Below are 16,839 nucleotides of genomic sequence, written 5' to 3'. Positions count from 1 at the left end.
ACGAAGTGGAGAGCCGCATGGTTCCCGTAATTGCCCTGGTGGGCCGACCTAACGTCGGCAAGTCCACCTTGTTCAACCGCCTGACCAGGACTCGCGACGCCATCGTCGGCGACTTGTCCGGTCTTACCCGTGATCGCCAATACGGTGAGGCAAAGTGGCAAGGGCGCTCCTACATTATTGTCGACACCGGTGGTATCTCCGGTGACGAACATGGCATGGACGAAAAAATGGCCGAGCAGTCGCTGCTGGCCATTGAAGAAGCCGATGTCGTGTTGTTCCTGGTGGACGCCCGTGCGGGCTACACCGCTGCCGACCAGATGATTGGCGAGCACCTGCGCAAGCGCAACAAGCGTTCCTACCTGGTCGCGAACAAGATCGATAACATCGATCCTGAGGCGGCCCGTGCCGAATTCAGCCCGATGGGCCTGGGCGATGCGATCCCGGTTGCCGGTGCCCACGGTCGCGGCATCACGCAGATGCTGGAAATTGCCCTCAGCACCTTTCCCAAGGATGACGATGAGGAAGAAGAGGGTGAGGAGGAGATCGTCGCCGAAGGCGAGGAAGCCAAGCGCATTCCTGGCCCGAGCGAAAAAGACGGTATCAAGATCGCCATCATCGGCCGCCCTAACGTCGGCAAGTCGACCCTGGTCAACCGTATGCTCGGTGAAGACCGGGTAATCGTCTATGACGAACCCGGCACCACCCGCGACAGCATCTACATCCCGTTCGAGCGTAACGACGAGAAGTACACGCTGATTGACACCGCCGGTGTGCGCAAGCGCGGCAAGATCCACGAAGAAGTTGAAAAGTTCTCCGTGGTCAAAACCCTGCAGGCGATCAAAGACGCCAACGTGGTGATCTTCGTGATGGACGCCCGCGAAGGCGTGGTGGACCACGACCTGAACCTGCTGGGCTTCGCCCTGGAAGCCGGTCGTGCGCTGGTGATCGCGATCAACAAGTGGGACGGCATGACGCCGAGCGAGCGCGATTTCGTCAAGATCGAGCTGCAGCGTCGCCTGTTCTTCGTTGAGTTCGCCGATATCCACTTCATCTCGGCACTGCACGGCACTGGCGTGGGCAACCTCTACGCGTCCGTACAGAACTCGTTCAAGTCCGCGGTCACCCGCTGGCCGACCAACCGCCTCACCCAGATCCTGGAAGACGCGGTGGGCGAGCACGCGCCGCCGATGGTCAACAACCGCCGCATCAAACTGCGTTACGCCCACTTGGGTGGTGCCAACCCGCCGATTATCGTGATCCACGGTAACCAGATCGAGAAGGTGCCCAAGTCCTATGTGCGTTACCTGGAAAACACCTACCGCCGTGTCTTGAAACTGGTTGGTACGCCGATCCGTATCGAGTTCAAGGGCGGCGAGAACCCATACGAAGGCAACAAGAACAGCCTTACCGACCGCCAGGTCAACAAGAAGCGTCGGATGATGACGCATCACAAGAAAGCCGATAAAAAGCGCCGCGACAAGCGCTGATATCGACGTGTCAAAAAAGGGCTCATTGCGAGCCCTTTTTTGTGCGTGACGGTTTGCGCCTTGACCCGATGCGGCAGGCAGCTTAAAACTTGGGGCTCACCTGCAGGGGCCTTTCATGATCACCAGCAAGCTGCCGAATGTCGGCACCACCATCTTCACCAGCATGTCGCAGTTGGCGGCCGAAACCGGCGCAATCAACCTGTCCCAGGGTTTTCCCGACTTCAATGGCCCTCAAGACTTGCTCGACGCTGTGGGGCGGCACGTCGCCAACGGGCATAATCAATACGCACCGATGAGCGGTTTGCCCGCGCTACGCCAGCAGGTGGTGGCGAAGATTGCCCGCAGCTACGGTGTCAGCGTCGATGCCGACCGTGAAGTAACCATTACGCCGGGCGCGACCCAGGGCATTTTCTGCGCTATCCAGGCGGTTATTCGCAACGGTGACGAAGTGATCATCTTCGACCCTTGCTACGACAGTTACGCGCCCTCGGTAGAGCTGGCCGGCGGGCGCTGCGTGCATGTGCAGCTGGGCCTGCAGGATTTCAGCCTGGACTTGGAGCGCATCAAGGCCGCGCTGTCGCCGCGCACGCGCATGATTGTGCTCAATACCCCGCACAATCCCAGCGGCGCCCTGGTCAGCCGCGAGGAACTGGACCAACTGGCCGAGCTGATTCGCGGCCGCGATATCTATCTGCTCAGCGATGAAGTGTATGAACACCTGGTATTCGACGACGTGCCCCACGTCAGCGTGCTCGCCCACGAGGAGCTGTACCCGCGTGCGTTCGTGGTCAGCTCGTTCGGCAAGACCTATCACGTCACAGGCTGGAAGACCGGCTATGTGGTTGCGCCGCCGGCCCTCACGGCGGAGCTGCGCAAGGTGCATCAATACGTCAGTTTCTGTGGCGTGACGCCATTGCAGTACGCGCTGGCCGACTTTATGGCCGAGCACCCGGAGCACGTGGCTGCGCTGCCGGCGTTCTACCAAGCCAAGCGCGACCTGTTCTGCCGGTTGCTGGCGCCGTCGCGGTTCAGCTTCAGCCCATCGGCGGGGACTTACTTTCAACTGGTGGATTATTCCCGGATTCGCCCGGACCTGGATGATGTCGCCATGTCCGAATGGATGACGCGCGAACACGGCGTGGCGTCGATTCCCATCTCTGTGTTCTACCGCAACCCACCCCAAGGCCAGCGCCTGGTGCGCCTATGCTTTGCCAAACGCGAGGAAACGCTGCAACAGGCGGCGGAAAAACTATGCGTGATTTGAGCACCTTGCCAGACCTGAACATTGCCCTGATCCAGACCACCCTGGCGTGGCACGACCGCCAGGCCAATCTTGAGCATTTCGAGCTGTTGCTGGAGCAGGCCAGCGGCGTCGACCTGATGGTATTGCCGGAAATGTTCACCACCGGTTTCTCCATGGAATCGGCTTCCCTGGCCGAACCGGAAAACGGCCCGACGCACCGGTGGCTCCAGGCCCAGGCCGCGAAATACAACGCCGTGATCACGGGCAGTGTGATGATCCAGGCGGCGGACGGCAGCCACCGTAACCGCCTGCTCTGGGCGCGGCCTGACGGTGAGGTGCTGCATTACGACAAGCGCCACCTGTTCCGCATGGCCGGCGAGCACAATCACTACACCCCCGGCGAACGTCAGGCGCAGTTCGAATTGAACGGTTGGCGTATTCGGCCGTTGATTTGCTACGACCTGCGCTTCCCGGTGTGGAGTCGCGATGCCCAGGACACCGACTTGTTGCTTTACACCGCCAATTGGCCGGGGGCGCGGCGTCAGCATTGGAATCGACTATTGCCGGCGCGGGCCATCGAAAACCTGTGCTACGTCGCCGCAGTGAACCGCGTGGGCACGGATGGGAAGGGCTTTGCCTACACCGGCGATAGCCAGGTGCTGGACTTCCAGGGCGAGACGTTGCTGAGCGCGGGGGAAGCGGATGGGGTGTTTCAGGTGAAGCTGGATGCGGCTGAACTGGCGGCGTATCGCACGCGATTTCCGGCGAACCTGGATGCCGATAGCTTTCAATTTGTCTGACGGACCGCCATCGGGGGCTAGATCGTCCCCACGCTCTGCGTGGGAACGCCTCCTGTGACGCTCCGCGTCACGACTTTAAGGGCAGACGCAAAGCGTCCAGGGCTGCATTCCCACGCGGAGCGTGGGAATGATCAGGGCTGGTGCTTACGCCGCTTTCGCTTCCTGCTGGCTCAACGAGCGGTTCAGCGCGCTGAACAGCGCCTTGAAGCTCGCGGTGGTGATGTTTTCATCAATCCCCACGCCATGCACCGGCCGCTCGCCATTTACGCGCAGTTCGATGTACGCCGCCGCTTTGGCGTTGGTACCCGCACCAATCGCGTGCTCGTTGTAGTCCATGATCTCCACACCAATCGGCAAGCCCGCCACCAGCGCTTCCAGCGCGCCGTTGCCTTTGCCTTTCCAGTGCAGGTTGGTCTCGCCTTGGCCCTTGCCGGAGACTTCCACTTCGACGTAGCTGTTGCCGTTTTCTTCCTGCAGACGATGGCTGACCAGCGCGTACGGGGTGTTGGCCTGCAAGTATTCGCGTTGCAGCAAGGCGTAGATCTGCGGTGCGGTCATTTCAAGGCCGACGCGGTCGGTTTCAGCCTGTACCACCTGGCTGAATTCAATCTGCATGCGGCGTGGCAGGCTGATGTCGTATTCCTGCTCCAGCAGGTAGGCGATACCGCCCTTGCCCGACTGGCTGTTCACACGGATTACCGCTTCGTAGCTGCGGCCGATGTCTGCCGGGTCGATCGGCAAGTACGGCACCTCCCACAACGCGTCGTCTTTCTGCTGAGCGAAGCCCTTGCGGATTGCATCCTGATGGGAGCCGGAGAACGCGGTGTGCACCAGGTCGCCGACATACGGGTGACGTGGGTGCACCTGGATCTGGTTGCACTCCTCGACGACTTTGCGCACGCCGTCGATATCGGAGAAATCCAGCTGCGGGTCGAGGCCCTGGGTGTACATGTTCAGCGCCACGGTAACCAGGTCGACGTTGCCAGTGCGTTCGCCGTTGCCGAACAAGCAGCCTTCGACACGATCGGCCCCGGCCATCAGGCCCAGCTCGGTGGCGGCGACGCCCGTGCCACGGTCGTTGTGGGTGTGCAGGCTGATGATCACGCTGTCACGGCGGTTGATATGGCGACCGAACCACTCGATCTGGTCGGCATAGATATTCGGCGTGGCGCATTCCACGGTGGCCGGCAGGTTGAGGATCATCTTGTGCTCGGGCGTCGGGTTCCACACCTCGATCACCGCGTCACAGACTTCCTTGGCGAACTCCAGCTCAGTGGCGCTGAAGGTCTCCGGGGAGTATTCGAAGGTCCACTGGGTTTGCGGCTGTTGCGCGGCGTACTTGACGAACAGCTTGGCGGCGTTGACTGCAATGGCCTTGACGCCGTCCTTGTCCTGGTTGAACACGATGCGGCGGAACGACGGCGAAGTGGCGTTGTACAAGTGCACGATGGCTTTCTTGGCCCCGCGCAGGGATTCGAAGGTCCGTGCGATCAAGTCTTCACGGCCCTGGGTCAGCACCTGGATGGTGGTGTCCTCGGGGATGTGGTTGCCTTCGATCAGGGTGCGTACGAAATCGAAATCGGTTTGCGACGCGGCCGGGAAGGAGGCTTCGATTTCCTTCACGCCGACGGCCACGAGGGTCTTCCAGAAGCGCAGCTTCTTCGCGGCGTCCATCGGTTCGATCAGCGACTGGTTGCCATCACGCAAGTCCGAGCTGCACCAGATCGGCGCGGTGGTGATGGTTTTGGACGGCCAGGTGCGGTCCGGGATATCGATGATCGGAAACGCACGGTATTTCGAAGACGGGTCTTTGAGCATGCTCATCGGGAAATCCTTTGTTGTAGGGGCCGAGAAAAGGCGGCCTGCCGTAGAACTGTTATTGGGGATAAAGCTTAAAGACGAGGCAGATCGATTCAGCCTGGCAGTCGTGCGCTGACCAGGCACAGGCTGCGGTGCTGACGAAGCTGAATGAGGGTGTGAGAGGTTTTCATAAGCCCAACCCTAACCGTCGGGGTGAAAGATGGCAAGCAGTCGCGAAAAATTGAGATAAGTTCTCCTATTCGCGTAGGAATAGAGATTTTATGGCTAAAAATCAGGCGGCGGCTGACTTTAATTGCGCAGCCTTTATTGGGCGCGCAATTGGCCCATTCAGGGCTGGAAAGCGCCGATGAAGATCGCCGGGTCGACTCGTGCGTCGTTAAGGCTGACGTTCCAATGCATATGTGGCCCGGTTGCTCGACCGGTCGAGCCGACCTTGCCCACCACCGCGCCGCGCGTCAGTTGGTCGCCGACCTTCACATCGATCTTCGACATGTGGCAGAACATGCTGATAAAGCCCTGCCCATGGTCGACGAACACGGTGTTGCCGTTGAAGAAGTAGTTGCCGGTCAGGATCACCTTGCCAGCCGCCGGGGTCTTGATCGGCGTACCTGCGCCAACGGCAAAATCCAGACCCGAATGCGGATTGCGCTCCTCGCCATTAAAGAAACGTCTTACCCCGAACTTACTCGACAGCGGCCCGTTGACCGGCTTGTCCAGCAGCAGGTTGCTCGGCGTAGTCGGGCTGAAGCTGCGGTAGGCCTTGAGCTGCACGGCCAGTTCGGCCTCGATGCGTTTGAGTTGCGCCGGTTCCGGATTGACCTGGCTTTTGTTCTTCAAGGTGATGCGTTGCTCGGGGTACTTCTTGAAACCCACCACGAACGGCAGTTGCTGCCCGCCGTGGACGATGCGTTCGGTACCCGGCTTGACCGTCAGTGGGATCCCGACAATCGCCAGCCAGTTGTTTTGCTCCTTTACCACCAGCACCGGTCTGTTCAGGTAGGTAGCCTTGGGCGCCGTTGCCGCAGGCCCCAGGTCCACTACCGCTACGCCACCGGGCACCGGCTTGTTCAGCAGGCGCGTGATGTAGCTGTCGGCGTGGACATTGAAGGTCAGGCAAACGAGCATCAACAAGCTGAGAAAACGTGGCATCGGTCAATCCAGTAACGAAAGGGTGACGGGTGTCAGGTGGTTGTCTTCCACCCGCACTTGCAGTTGGCCCTCACCGAGACGCGCGGTCAGGCGCTGGCCGGTGTGGGTTTGCGCGGCATTGCGGATCGCCTGGCCGCGCTCGTCGAGCAGGATGCTGTAGCCACGGCCGAGGGTCGCCAGCGGGCTGACCACCTGCAGTGTCTGCACCTGGCTTTGCAGCTGCAGGCGTCGCGCCTTGAGGCCCTCGCGCATGGCCCGGGGCAGGCGTTCGGCGAGGCTGTCCAGGCGCTGGCGCAGCAGGGCCAACTGGCGGCCTGGGTGCTGGCCGGCGAGGCGGGTTTCCAGGCGGATCAAGCGTTCGCGACGGGTATTGAGGCTGCGCTCGAAGGCGCGGCGCAGGCGCATGTCCAGGTCGTCCAGGCGCTGGGCCTGCTGGCGCAGACGTTCGCCCGGGTGACGCAGGCGGCGGGCCATGCCTTCCAGGCGCAGGCGGCTGTGGCTCAGGCGGTTGCGCATCAACATCACCAGGCGGCGATGCAGGTTCTCCACCTGGCGCACCAGATGGCTGGCATCCGGGGCCAGCAATTCAGCGGCAGCGGACGGGGTAGGCGCGCGCACGTCTGCCACGAAATCGCTGATCGACACATCGGTTTCATGCCCGACAGCACTCACGATGGGCGTGACACAGGCGTCTATCGCACGGGCCACGGCTTCTTCGTTGAAGCACCAGAGGTCTTCCAGCGAGCCGCCGCCACGGGCCAGGATCAGCGCGTCGAAGCCGCGGGCGTCGGCGAGTTTCAACGCGCGCACAATCTGCGTGATCGCCTCGCGGCCTTGTACGGCGGTCGGAATCAACGTCAGTTCAATGTTCGGCGCGCGTCGGCGGAATACGCTGATGATGTCGCGAATCACCGCGCCGGTCGGCGAACTGATAATGCCGATGCGCCGAGGGTGCGCCGGCAATGGCACCTTGCGCTCGGCACTGAACAGGCCTTCTGCGCTGAGCTTTTCCTTCAGGGCATCGAAGGCCAGGCGAAGCGCACCATCGCCCGCTGGCTCCACGGTGTCGAGGATCAACTGGTAGTCGCCACGCCCCTCGAATAACGAGACCTTGCCGCGTACCTTCACCGCCAGGCCATCCTTCAGCGCCTGGCGCACCCGCGCCGCGTTGTTTCGAAACAGCGCGCAACGTACCTGGGCGCCGCTGTCCTTGAGGGTGAAATACACATGGCCGGAGGCCGGGCGGGCGAGGTTGGAGATCTCGCCTTCAACCCAGATATTGGTGAACACGTCTTCCAGCAACACCCGCGCGCGGCCGTTGAGCTGGCTGACAGTCAGGACTTCGCGGTCCAGGCCCAGTCGGGCAAAAGGATCTTTAATCATGGGCCGCAGTTTATAGGCATTCGCGCAAGGTTTGGCAGAATTGCTCTACCAGCGCACCCCTTCGTACTGGCGCAATGCTCACGGATGACTAAAGTGTCGGCATTCTCTTTCAAGGAATTGCCCATGATGTGGTTGAGCTGATGAGCCAGTGGTCGTTCGGCGCGGTTGAGTGGCTGGTGATCGGCCTCGGTATCGTCGTGGCCTATATCGTTTTCGGTATCGCCGGATTTGGTACGGCGCTGGTGGCAGGGCCTGTGCTGATTCTGTTCATGCCGTTGTCGAAGATCATCCCACTGTTGGTCTTGTTGGATTTTGTCGCAGCCTTTGGTGGCCTGCTGCAAACACGTCGGGACGTGAGCAAACCGGAATTGCTGCGACTGCTGCCGTGCATGGCGATTGGTTGCACACTGGGCGTGGTGTTTCTGCTCAACCTGCATTCGGACTTGCTGCTGTTGTTGATGGGCCTGTTTATCAGCGCATACGCGATCTACAGCCTGGCGGTGAAGGCGCGGCCCACGCAGTTGGCGGCGGGCTGGTCGATTCCCATGGGCACGGTCGGCGGCTTGTTTGGGGCGTTGTTCGGCAGCGGCGGCTTTTTATATGCGATCTACCTGAACAGCCGTTTGCCCAAGGACGCGGCGCGGGCCACGCAAAGCGCGTTGATCAGTTGCAGCACGGTGGTGCGCCTGAGCCTGTTCCTGGTCGCCGGCGTGTATGCCGATTTGCCGCTGCTGATGTTGGCGGTGTGCCTGTTGCCGGCGATGGCCCTGGGACTGTGGTGCGGGCGCCGGTTGACGATGCGTCTGTCCCGTGAGGCGTTTGTGCGGGTGGTGACGTGGTTGGTGCTGGCCAGTGGGATTGCGTTGATTGGGCGGTATTTGAGTACTTGACCTGGGTGGAGCAGGGATTAAGCTGCCAGCCTTCAGGGCGCCACCGGGGGCTCGCCCTAATGCCAGTCAGTTAAGCGTACACCGCCGTCTGTAGGAGCGAGCTTGCTCGCGAAAAACGTCAACGATAACGCGTGCTTTCTGAATGAACGCGGTGCCTGTGAGTTTTTCGCGAGCAAGCTCGCTCCTACAAAAAGCCTTAACTGACTGGTATTAGGGCTCGCCCCCGATAGCGTCAGCAGCCACACCGCAGGACTCCCATGAACTCCCAAAGCATCCTTGTCCCGAAAATCTCCACCTTGCCCGTCCACGAGCCCCGCGCGCGGGCAATCGTGCGCTGGCTGGTGCGCAAGAACATCATCAAGGAAGAACTGACCACCTGCGGCCGTACCGGCAATCGCATGGCCTACGCCTTGGCCGATGGCGCCCGCGCAGTGGTGCTGCACCCGCAGGCGCTGCCGTTCAACGAACCGGTCAATGGCCTGGAAATCATCTACAAACGCTGCATCTATACGCCAGCCAAGGGTTTTCTTGAAGAAGCCGGTTGCCCGGAGTGCCGCAAGGAAGTCGGTGAAGCCCTGTTCGACAGCCTGGAAGACTGGATGCCCGGCCACACCGACAACTTCACCTGCCCGCTGTGTGGGCACGAAGACGACATCAACGGCTTCCTGTTCCTGCAGGAATGCGGGTTTTCCAACCTGGGCTTTATCTTCAACAATTGGGCAGAGGCGGGGTTCAAGCAAAGCTTTATCGACGAATTTGCCGATTGGCTGGACCAGAAGATCGCCTGGGTCAAGGTCGAGCTGTAGGTGATCGTTCCCACGCTCCGCGTGGAAATGCATCCTGTGACGCTCCGCGTCACCTCAACGGCCGGACGCAGAGCGTCCAAGGCGGCATTCCCACGCAGAGCGCGGGAACGATCAGGCGAAGCCAGATTTCTCCATCTATCACTATTCCCAAATATGTCAGAGTTTTACGTTGAGACCTGAGGGGTGTCTGAGTATAATGGCGCGCTTCCATTTTCCCGCTCGGGAGCCCCCGCGATGCTGCGTATCAGCCAAGAAGCTCTGACATTCGACGACATTCTCCTAGTGCCCGGTTATTCCGAGGTGCTTCCTAACGAAGTCAGTCTCAAGACCCGCCTAACCCGTGGCATCGAGCTGAATATTCCCCTGGTTTCCGCTGCCATGGACACCGTCACCGAAGCCCGTCTGGCCATCGCCATGGCTCAGGAAGGCGGCATCGGCATCATCCACAAGAACATGACCATCGAGCAGCAAGCTGCCGAAGTGCGCAAGGTCAAGCGTTACGAAGCCGGTGTGGTGAAAGACCCCATCACTATCGAAGCCGACGCCACCGTGCGTGACCTGTTCGAACTGACCCGCCTGCACAACATCTCCGGCGTTCCGGTACTGCACGATGGCGACCTGGTCGGCATCGTTACGTCCCGTGACGTGCGTTTCGAGAACCGTCTTGAAGTCACCGTCCGCGAAGTGATGACGCCTAAAGAGCGTCTGGTCACGGTCAAGGAAGGCGCCGACAAGAACGATGTGCGCGAGCTGCTGCACAAGCACCGCATCGAGCGCGTGCTGATCGTCGACGACAAATTCGCCCTCAAGGGCATGATGACCGTCAACGATATCGAAAAAGCCAAGGCTTACCCGCTGGCCAGCAAGGATGACCAAGGTCGTCTGCGCGTTGGCGCCGCCGTTGGTACCGGTAAAGACACCGGCGACCGCGTGTCGGCCCTGGTCGCAGCCGGCGTTGACGTGGTGGTGGTCGACACGGCTCACGGTCACTCCAAAGGCGTGATCGACCGCGTGCGCTGGGTCAAGCAGAACTTCCCTGACGTGCAGGTGATCGGCGGCAACATCGCCACCGGCGCTGCCGCCAAGGCCCTGGCCGAAGCCGGTGCTGACGCGGTCAAGGTCGGTATCGGCCCTGGCTCGATCTGCACCACGCGTATCGTCGCTGGTGTCGGCGTGCCGCAAATCAGCGCCATCGCCAACGTCGCCGCAGCCCTTGAAGGCACCGGCGTGCCGTTGATCGCCGACGGCGGCATCCGATTCTCCGGTGACCTGTCCAAGGCCATCGTTGCCGGTGCTTCCTGCGTGATGATGGGCTCGATGTTCGCCGGTACCGAAGAAGCGCCGGGCGAGATCGAACTGTTCCAGGGCCGTTCCTACAAGGCTTACCGTGGCATGGGGTCTCTGGGCGCCATGTCCCAGGCGCAAGGTTCGTCCGATCGCTACTTCCAGGATTCCTCGGCAGGCGCCGAGAAGCTCGTCCCGGAAGGTATCGAAGGCCGTGTGCCGTACAAAGGCACCCTGAGCGCGATCATCCATCAACTGATGGGCGGCCTGCGTTCCTCGATGGGCTACACCGGCAGCGCCGACATCGAAGAAATGCGCACCAAGCCAGAGTTCGTGCGGATCACCGGCGCCGGCATGGCTGAATCCCATGTCCACGACGTGCAGATCACCAAGGAAGCGCCAAACTACCGCGTAGGTTGAGGCTTCCAGCAAAACGTTAAGTAACCGGGGCTGTTCTTTCAGCCCCGAGTTGTTTCTGATTCATTAGACGAGACTGACTTCATGGCCCTCGACATTCACGCCCACCGCATCCTGATCCTCGACTTCGGTTCCCAGTACACCCAACTGATCGCCCGCCGCGTGCGTGAAATCGGCGTGTACTGCGAACTGCACCCGTTCGACATGGATGACGAAGCGATCCGCGAATTCGCACCCAAAGGCGTCATCCTCGCCGGTGGCCCCGAGTCCGTGCACGAAGCCAACAGCCCGCGCTGCCCGCAGGCGGTGTTCGACCTGGGCGTACCGGTCTTCGGCATTTGCTACGGCATGCAGACCATGGCCGAACAACTGGGCGGCAAGGTTGAAGGCTCCGAGCTGCGTGAATTCGGTTATGCGCGGGTCGACGTGGTCGGCAAGAGCCGCCTGTTGGACGGTATCGAAGACCACATCGACGCCGACGGCCTGTTCGGCCTCGACGTGTGGATGAGCCACGGTGACAAGGTCACCAAGATGCCGGAAGACTTCCACATCCTGGCCAGCACCCCGAGCTGCCCGATCGCCGGCATGTTCAGCGATGAGCGTCGCTACTACGGCGTGCAGTTCCACCCTGAAGTGACCCACACCAAGCAAGGCGGGCGCATCCTGTCGCGCTTCATCCTCGACATCTGTGAGTGTGAAGCCCTGTGGACGCCGTCGAAAATCGCTGAAGACGCCATCGCCCAGGTGCGTGCCCAGGTCGGTACCGACAACGTGCTGCTCGGCCTGTCCGGCGGTGTTGACTCCTCCGTGGTTGCTGCGCTGCTGCACAAAGCCATCGGCGACCAACTGACCTGCGTGTTCGTCGACAACGGCCTGCTGCGCCTGCACGAAGGCGAGCAAGTGATGGCCATGTTCGCCGAGAACATGGGCGTCAAGGTGATCCGTGCCAACGCCGAGGAGCAGTTCCTCAACAACCTGGCCGGCGAGTCCGACCCGGAGAAGAAGCGCAAGATCATCGGTCGTACCTTCATCGACGTCTTCGATGCCCAGGCCAAACACCTGGACAACATCAAGTACCTCGCCCAGGGCACCATCTACCCCGACGTGATCGAGTCGGCTGGCGCCAAGAGCGGCAAGGCCCACGTGATCAAGTCCCACCACAACGTCGGTGGCCTGCCTGAGGAAATGAACCTCAAGCTGGTAGAACCGCTGCGCGAACTGTTCAAGGACGAAGTCCGCCGTCTGGGCCTGGAACTCGGCCTGCCGTACGACATGGTCTATCGCCACCCATTCCCAGGTCCGGGCCTGGGCGTGCGCATCCTCGGTGAAGTGAAGAAGGAATACGCCGACCTGCTGCGTCGCGCCGACCACATCTTCATCGAAGAACTGCGCAAGGCCGACTGGTACCACAAGGTCAGCCAGGCCTTCGTGGTGTTCCAGCCGGTCAAATCCGTAGGCGTTGTAGGCGATGGCCGTCGTTACGCATGGGTCGTGGCCCTGCGTGCGGTGGAAACCATCGACTTCATGACCGCCCGTTGGGCACACCTGCCGTACGAACTGCTGGAAACCGTCAGCGGCCGTATCATCAATGAAATCGAAGGCATTTCGCGCGTGACTTACGACGTGTCGAGCAAGCCGCCGGCGACGATTGAGTGGGAATGATCCCGCGTCCGGCATTGCCCGGCACGATCTAGCAAGAAATGCCCTGAAGCCCGCGTAATTGCGGGCTTTTGGCTTTTTTGGTCTGGCAAATTCTGGCAGCTTTGTGCATCGCCAAGCACCGTGTTTGTATGGCATGGTACGGGGCATTGACTGAGCCAAATGCCATGTTCGGTGCTCGATACCATGTCGCCCTAGTAGGGAAGGGCATGGTATCAAATCTCATCATCAGCCCGGTTTCATTGGGGTTTATCGTGGTGCATGAGTGCTTTCTGAGCATGGTATTTTTTTCCATGGAATCCGTAACTGCCATGCTGACCGATACCAAGCTGCGTAACCTCAAACCGCAAGAAAAACTCTACAAGGTGAACGACCGCGACGGGCTGTACGTGGCGGTCACCGCTGCCGGTTCCATCTCATTTCGTTACAACTACTCAATCAATGGCCGTCAGGAAACCATCACGTTCGGTCGTTATGGCGTGGGTGGCATCACACTTGCGGAAGCCAGAGAGCGCCTGGGTGAGGCTAAAAAGATGGTTTCGGCGGGTAAGTCACCTGCCAAAGAGAAAGCCCGTGCCAAGGCACGCACCAAAGGGGCAGAGACGTTTGATGCGTGGGCTGAGAAATGGCTGCGTGGGTATCAGATGGCTGACTCGACGCGTGACATGCGCCGATCGGTTTACGAGCGCGAGCTAAAGCCGCACTTCGGTAATCAGAAACTGGCGGAAATCAATCATGAGGATTTGCGAACGCTGACTGATGCAATCGTGGAGCGAGGAGCTCCAGCTACGGCCGTGCACTCCCGCGAGATTGTGATGCAGGTGTTCCGATGGGCGATAGAGCGTGGCCAGAAGGTTGAGAATCCGGCTGATCTGGTGCGTCCTGCAAGCATCGCTAAATTCGAGCCACGTGATCGCGCTCTAGGGCCTGACGAAATCGCGTTGATGTATCAGTACCTGGACCGCATCGGCACCGCCTCATCCGTTAGGGTCGCCGCTAAGCTGCTGTTGCTGACCATGGTTCGTAAAAGTGAATTGACCAACGCTACCTGGAACGAAATCAATTTCAGCGAAGCCCTGTGGACCATTCCGAAAGAGCGGATGAAGCGGCGCAATGCTCATTTGGTGTTCTTATCTCAGCAGGCGCTGGATTTCTTCATTGCTCTGAAGACGTTTGCCGGTGGTTCGGATTACGTCTTTCCCTCTCGGTACGATTCCGATTTGCCAATGAGCACCGCGACGATCAATCAGGTGCTGACGCTAACCTACCGGCTTGCGCAGAAAGAAGGGCAGCCGTTGAGCAAGTTCGGACCGCATGATTTGAGACGCACAGCGAGCACGCTGCTGCATGAGGCGGGTTACAACTCAGACTGGATTGAGAAGTGCCTTGCGCACGAGCAGAAGGGCGTACGGGCCGTTTACAACAAGGCTGAATACCGCGATCAGCGTCGGGCGATGCTGCAGGATTGGGCGGATATGATTGATGAATGGACGCGCAAGAGAACGCGTTCAGAGAGTTGATTTCGTTTTTCGTGATTGGATTGAGCGGGATCTGATCTATTTTTCTCTATCAAAAAACCACATTCGTGGTTTTTTTTTGTCCGGAAACTACCCGTTTGTGGGACACGTTTTTTTTGAGGTTTTTGACGGAAAAAACTCCTGAAAGAACAACGACATCGCGTTGTCTCTTTTGTCCGGAATTATACGTTTGTAGGACAGTAAGGTGCTGATTTTGAAGGGAATAAATCCATAAATATGAGTGGAATGCTCTGGAAATATGGGGCAATAATCGAACCTCAAATGCGACAAAACGAGGAGTTCGGTGTGGAAAAAGAATCGAGGAAGTCGAGCAAAGTGCTCATCAGCAAAAAGCAATTGCTGGCAATGATCCCCTTGTGTGAGCGGACGATTTATAACTTCGAAAAGCAGGGGAAATTCCCTCGTCGTATTGCCGTTAGCAGCCGGAAGGTCGTTTGGGATTTGGAAGAGGTCGAGACATGGATTGATACGTGCAGGCAATCCGGCCCGGCCACGCGTCCCGGAATGGGAGCTTGAGTTGTGGCGATTGACTTACGGGCAGCATTCGAGAACGAACCGCCCACACTGGACTTCATATGGCCCGGCTTCCTCGCCGGCACAGTGGGAGCATTGGTAGCTCCCGGAGCTACAGGGAAAAGCTTCTGGGCGTTGGAAGCGGCGATGGCTATCGCATGCAGCGTTGCCGGCGGTGATCTGGTAGGGCTTGCCCCCTCATGCGCTGGCCGAGTCGTCTATTTCGCTGGAGAAGACCCGGAAGTCGCATTGGTGCGCCGCATCCATGCCATAGGCCAGCACTTAAATCAGCAGGCACGCGAGGCCATCGCGAAGAACCTCGTTCTTGAGTCGATCATGGGTAAACGACTGAACGTCATGGATGATCGGCATCTTGCCCGTATAACAGAGTTTTGCGAAGGTGCCCGGTTGATAGTGCTGGATACCCTAAGCCGAATTCACGACCGAGACGAGAACAGCAACGGCGACATGTCACGGCTAGTCGCCACGCTTGAGCACGTCGCGACCAATACTGGGGCATCAGTCTTGTACCTGCACCATGTCAGCAAGGGCAGTGCCCGCGAGGGGCAAACCGATCAGCAACAGGCAGCACGAGGCGCATCCGCTCTAATCGACAACGCCCGCTGGTGCGGCTTTGTCGCAAAGATGACGGAGGAGCAGGCCAAAATTCTCAGCGACCGCGCCTATGATCGCCAGCCCATCGGTAACGACCGAAGAGGTTTCTTTGTTCGTTTCGGTGTTAGCAAGCAGAACTACGATGCCACTCCGCTCGAACAATGGTACAAGCGCCACGATGGCGGCGTGCTTGTACCGGTGGTATTGGAGGCGGTTAAGAAAGAACGCGTCCTGCACATCGTAAGTGGGAGTGACGATGAGCGGTGGTAACGTCGTGACCCCCACCAGTACTAGCGCACTGGCCCGAGTGATGCTTTATCAGCCTAGCCAGCGCCCGCAGCATCGCGCAGGCGATTGGGCCGATACATCATTTGGGCGTTGCCGCGTGGTAGGCAGACTAGGCCAGAGACACGCCGACGTTATGGATGCGATTTTATATTGCTCAGAACGTAAGCGCGTAGTCGACGATGGCGGCATTGAGCTTTTGGTAGACCCTGCCCGCTTGCGGAAAACGCTGTCAGAAAGTCGCTACAGTCTCTCCCAGCTTGAAAAGCTATTGGCGGAGCTACGAGCTGCAACCATAACCATCGAAACACCCCAATTCGATTTTCCGATTATAGGTGGGCTGATTGACCACGTAGTTCCTTCGGAAAAGACGCGACCTAATCCCCTGACGGGGGGGGAGCGGCGTCTGTGGAAGGTGCGGCTCGGCGTTGCTCTTGTAATGCTACTTCAGCACGATTTACATCTCTACTACGACCCCGCGCAAATTGCGCGTCTAGAACACGGCATCAGCCAAGCTGTAGCTCGGCACGTTTTGAGCCATAAAGTAGAGCCAACAGGCGGATGGTATCTCGACACGCTTATTGTGGCCGTCGCCGGTAGGGTGCTCAGCAAGGCAATCCGCGATGCACGATTCAGACTAAGGGAAGAAGCGGACAAATTGAATGAACTAGGGCTGATTATCGACGGCGCTAGGGTAAGGAAAAAAGGCCCTGGTAACGCTTAAAGCGTCGCACACCCGCCCGAAAGCGTCGCACATCCGCCCGATAGCGTCCCACACTCGCCCGAAACGTCGCACACCCGCCCGGAGTTAGCAGGATATTCAGGATATTCAGTCCTGCGCGGCAAAGACCGCGCCTAGGCGCGGTCCGGCCTTGCCGGTCGGCCTACGGCCGTTGAGCACCAAAAGGAAGGGCAGATGCGAAATTGCACTCCACTTGACCAGGCGTTT

14 protein-coding genes are annotated in these 16,839 nt (G+C 59.6%); 11 read left to right on the top strand and 3 right to left on the bottom strand.

Going from position 1 to position 16,839, the window contains the following annotated elements:
* Positions 1–17: 17 nt before the first annotated feature.
* From der to C4J88_RS21980, 3 genes are all read left to right on the top strand, one after another.
* On the top strand, positions 18–1,487 hold the full coding sequence (der, locus tag C4J88_RS21990; RefSeq protein ID WP_076949869.1) for a ribosome biogenesis GTPase Der: 1,470 nt from the start codon (positions 18–20) through the stop codon (positions 1,485–1,487).
* A 115-nt stretch (positions 1,488–1,602) separates the two neighbouring features.
* Positions 1,603–2,751, top strand: coding sequence for a pyridoxal phosphate-dependent aminotransferase (locus tag C4J88_RS21985; RefSeq protein WP_124364289.1), 1,149 nt, complete (start codon positions 1,603–1,605; stop codon positions 2,749–2,751).
* Positions 2,739–3,530 (top strand): amidohydrolase, encoded by a 792-nt coding sequence (locus C4J88_RS21980; RefSeq protein ID WP_124408101.1) that lies wholly within the window; start codon positions 2,739–2,741, stop codon positions 3,528–3,530. Before C4J88_RS21985 ends, C4J88_RS21980 begins: the two co-directional genes overlap by 13 nt.
* A 144-nt stretch (positions 3,531–3,674) precedes the next feature.
* Here the strand turns inward: C4J88_RS21980 and leuA are convergent, their stop codons facing one another.
* From leuA to xseA, 3 genes are all read right to left on the bottom strand, one after another.
* Entirely contained in the window at positions 3,675–5,354 is a 1,680-nt protein-coding gene (gene leuA / locus C4J88_RS21975; RefSeq protein WP_124408100.1) for a 2-isopropylmalate synthase, read from the bottom strand.
* Between the two features lie 324 nt (positions 5,355–5,678).
* Complete coding sequence (locus C4J88_RS21965; RefSeq protein ID WP_124408099.1) at positions 5,679–6,500, bottom strand: M23 family metallopeptidase; 822 nt, start codon at positions 6,498–6,500, stop codon at positions 5,679–5,681.
* A 3-nt stretch (positions 6,501–6,503) separates the two neighbouring features.
* Positions 6,504–7,883, bottom strand: coding sequence for an exodeoxyribonuclease VII large subunit (gene xseA, locus C4J88_RS21960; protein WP_124408098.1), 1,380 nt, complete (start codon positions 7,881–7,883; stop codon positions 6,504–6,506).
* Between the two features lie 140 nt (positions 7,884–8,023).
* Between xseA and C4J88_RS21955 the strand changes: the two genes are divergently transcribed.
* From C4J88_RS21955 to C4J88_RS21920, 8 genes are all read left to right on the top strand, one after another.
* Entirely contained in the window at positions 8,024–8,773 is a 750-nt protein-coding gene (locus C4J88_RS21955; protein WP_124408097.1) for a sulfite exporter TauE/SafE family protein, read from the top strand.
* Positions 8,774–9,030: 257 nt separating this feature from the next.
* The gene (locus C4J88_RS21950) at positions 9,031–9,579 is read left to right on the top strand and encodes a sugar ABC transporter ATPase (RefSeq protein WP_124364282.1); all 549 of its coding nucleotides are present in this window, start codon (positions 9,031–9,033) and stop codon (positions 9,577–9,579) included.
* A 234-nt stretch (positions 9,580–9,813) separates the two neighbouring features.
* Complete coding sequence (gene guaB / locus C4J88_RS21945; RefSeq protein WP_015885726.1) at positions 9,814–11,283, top strand: IMP dehydrogenase; 1,470 nt, start codon at positions 9,814–9,816, stop codon at positions 11,281–11,283.
* A gap of 81 nt (positions 11,284–11,364) precedes the next feature.
* Complete coding sequence (guaA, locus tag C4J88_RS21940; protein ID WP_124408096.1) at positions 11,365–12,942, top strand: glutamine-hydrolyzing GMP synthase; 1,578 nt, start codon at positions 11,365–11,367, stop codon at positions 12,940–12,942.
* Positions 12,943–13,250: 308 nt separating this feature from the next.
* Positions 13,251–14,459 carry a site-specific integrase gene (locus tag C4J88_RS21935; protein WP_124408672.1) on the top strand — a complete coding sequence of 403 codons (1,209 nt, stop codon included), beginning with the start codon at positions 13,251–13,253 and terminating at the stop codon, positions 14,457–14,459.
* A gap of 303 nt (positions 14,460–14,762) precedes the next feature.
* Complete coding sequence (locus C4J88_RS21930) at positions 14,763–14,993, top strand: AlpA family transcriptional regulator (RefSeq protein WP_024777066.1); 231 nt, start codon at positions 14,763–14,765, stop codon at positions 14,991–14,993.
* A 3-nt stretch (positions 14,994–14,996) separates the two neighbouring features.
* On the top strand, positions 14,997–15,875 hold the full coding sequence (locus C4J88_RS21925) for a helicase RepA family protein (RefSeq protein ID WP_124408095.1): 879 nt from the start codon (positions 14,997–14,999) through the stop codon (positions 15,873–15,875).
* Positions 15,876–16,026: 151 nt separating this feature from the next.
* Positions 16,027–16,614, top strand: a complete 588-nt coding sequence (locus tag C4J88_RS21920; RefSeq protein WP_225926956.1) for an ABC transporter ATPase — start codon at positions 16,027–16,029, stop codon at positions 16,612–16,614.
* Positions 16,615–16,839 lie beyond the last annotated feature (225 nt).

Origin of the sequence: Pseudomonas sp. R4-39-08, assembly GCF_003852275.1 — a bacterium.
GTDB lineage: Bacteria > Pseudomonadota > Gammaproteobacteria > Pseudomonadales > Pseudomonadaceae > Aquipseudomonas.
The sequence above is the reverse complement of the archived record's forward strand: the minus strand, read 5'-3'. Positions and strand labels throughout refer to the sequence as shown.

Excerpts from the sequence above, each read along its gene's own strand:
- C4J88_RS21920 (WP_225926956.1), top strand. The coding sequence starts at position 16,027 with ATGGATGCGATTTTATATTGCTCAGAACGTAAGCGCGTAGTCGACGAT.
- C4J88_RS21935 (WP_124408672.1), top strand. The coding sequence starts at position 13,251 with ATGCTGACCGATACCAAGCTGCGTAACCTCAAACCGCAAGAAAAACTC.
- der (WP_076949869.1), top strand. The coding sequence starts at position 18 with ATGGTTCCCGTAATTGCCCTGGTGGGCCGACCTAACGTCGGCAAGTCC.
- guaA (WP_124408096.1), top strand. The coding sequence starts at position 11,365 with ATGGCCCTCGACATTCACGCCCACCGCATCCTGATCCTCGACTTCGGT.
- C4J88_RS21965 (WP_124408099.1), bottom strand. The coding sequence starts at position 6,500 with ATGCCACGTTTTCTCAGCTTGTTGATGCTCGTTTGCCTGACCTTCAAT.
- guaB (WP_015885726.1), top strand. The coding sequence starts at position 9,814 with ATGCTGCGTATCAGCCAAGAAGCTCTGACATTCGACGACATTCTCCTA.
- xseA (WP_124408098.1), bottom strand. The coding sequence starts at position 7,883 with ATGATTAAAGATCCTTTTGCCCGACTGGGCCTGGACCGCGAAGTCCTG.
- C4J88_RS21950 (WP_124364282.1), top strand. The coding sequence starts at position 9,031 with ATGAACTCCCAAAGCATCCTTGTCCCGAAAATCTCCACCTTGCCCGTC.
- leuA (WP_124408100.1), bottom strand. The coding sequence starts at position 5,354 with ATGAGCATGCTCAAAGACCCGTCTTCGAAATACCGTGCGTTTCCGATC.
- C4J88_RS21980 (WP_124408101.1), top strand. The coding sequence starts at position 2,739 with ATGCGTGATTTGAGCACCTTGCCAGACCTGAACATTGCCCTGATCCAG.
- C4J88_RS21955 (WP_124408097.1), top strand. The coding sequence starts at position 8,024 with ATGAGCCAGTGGTCGTTCGGCGCGGTTGAGTGGCTGGTGATCGGCCTC.
- C4J88_RS21985 (WP_124364289.1), top strand. The coding sequence starts at position 1,603 with ATGATCACCAGCAAGCTGCCGAATGTCGGCACCACCATCTTCACCAGC.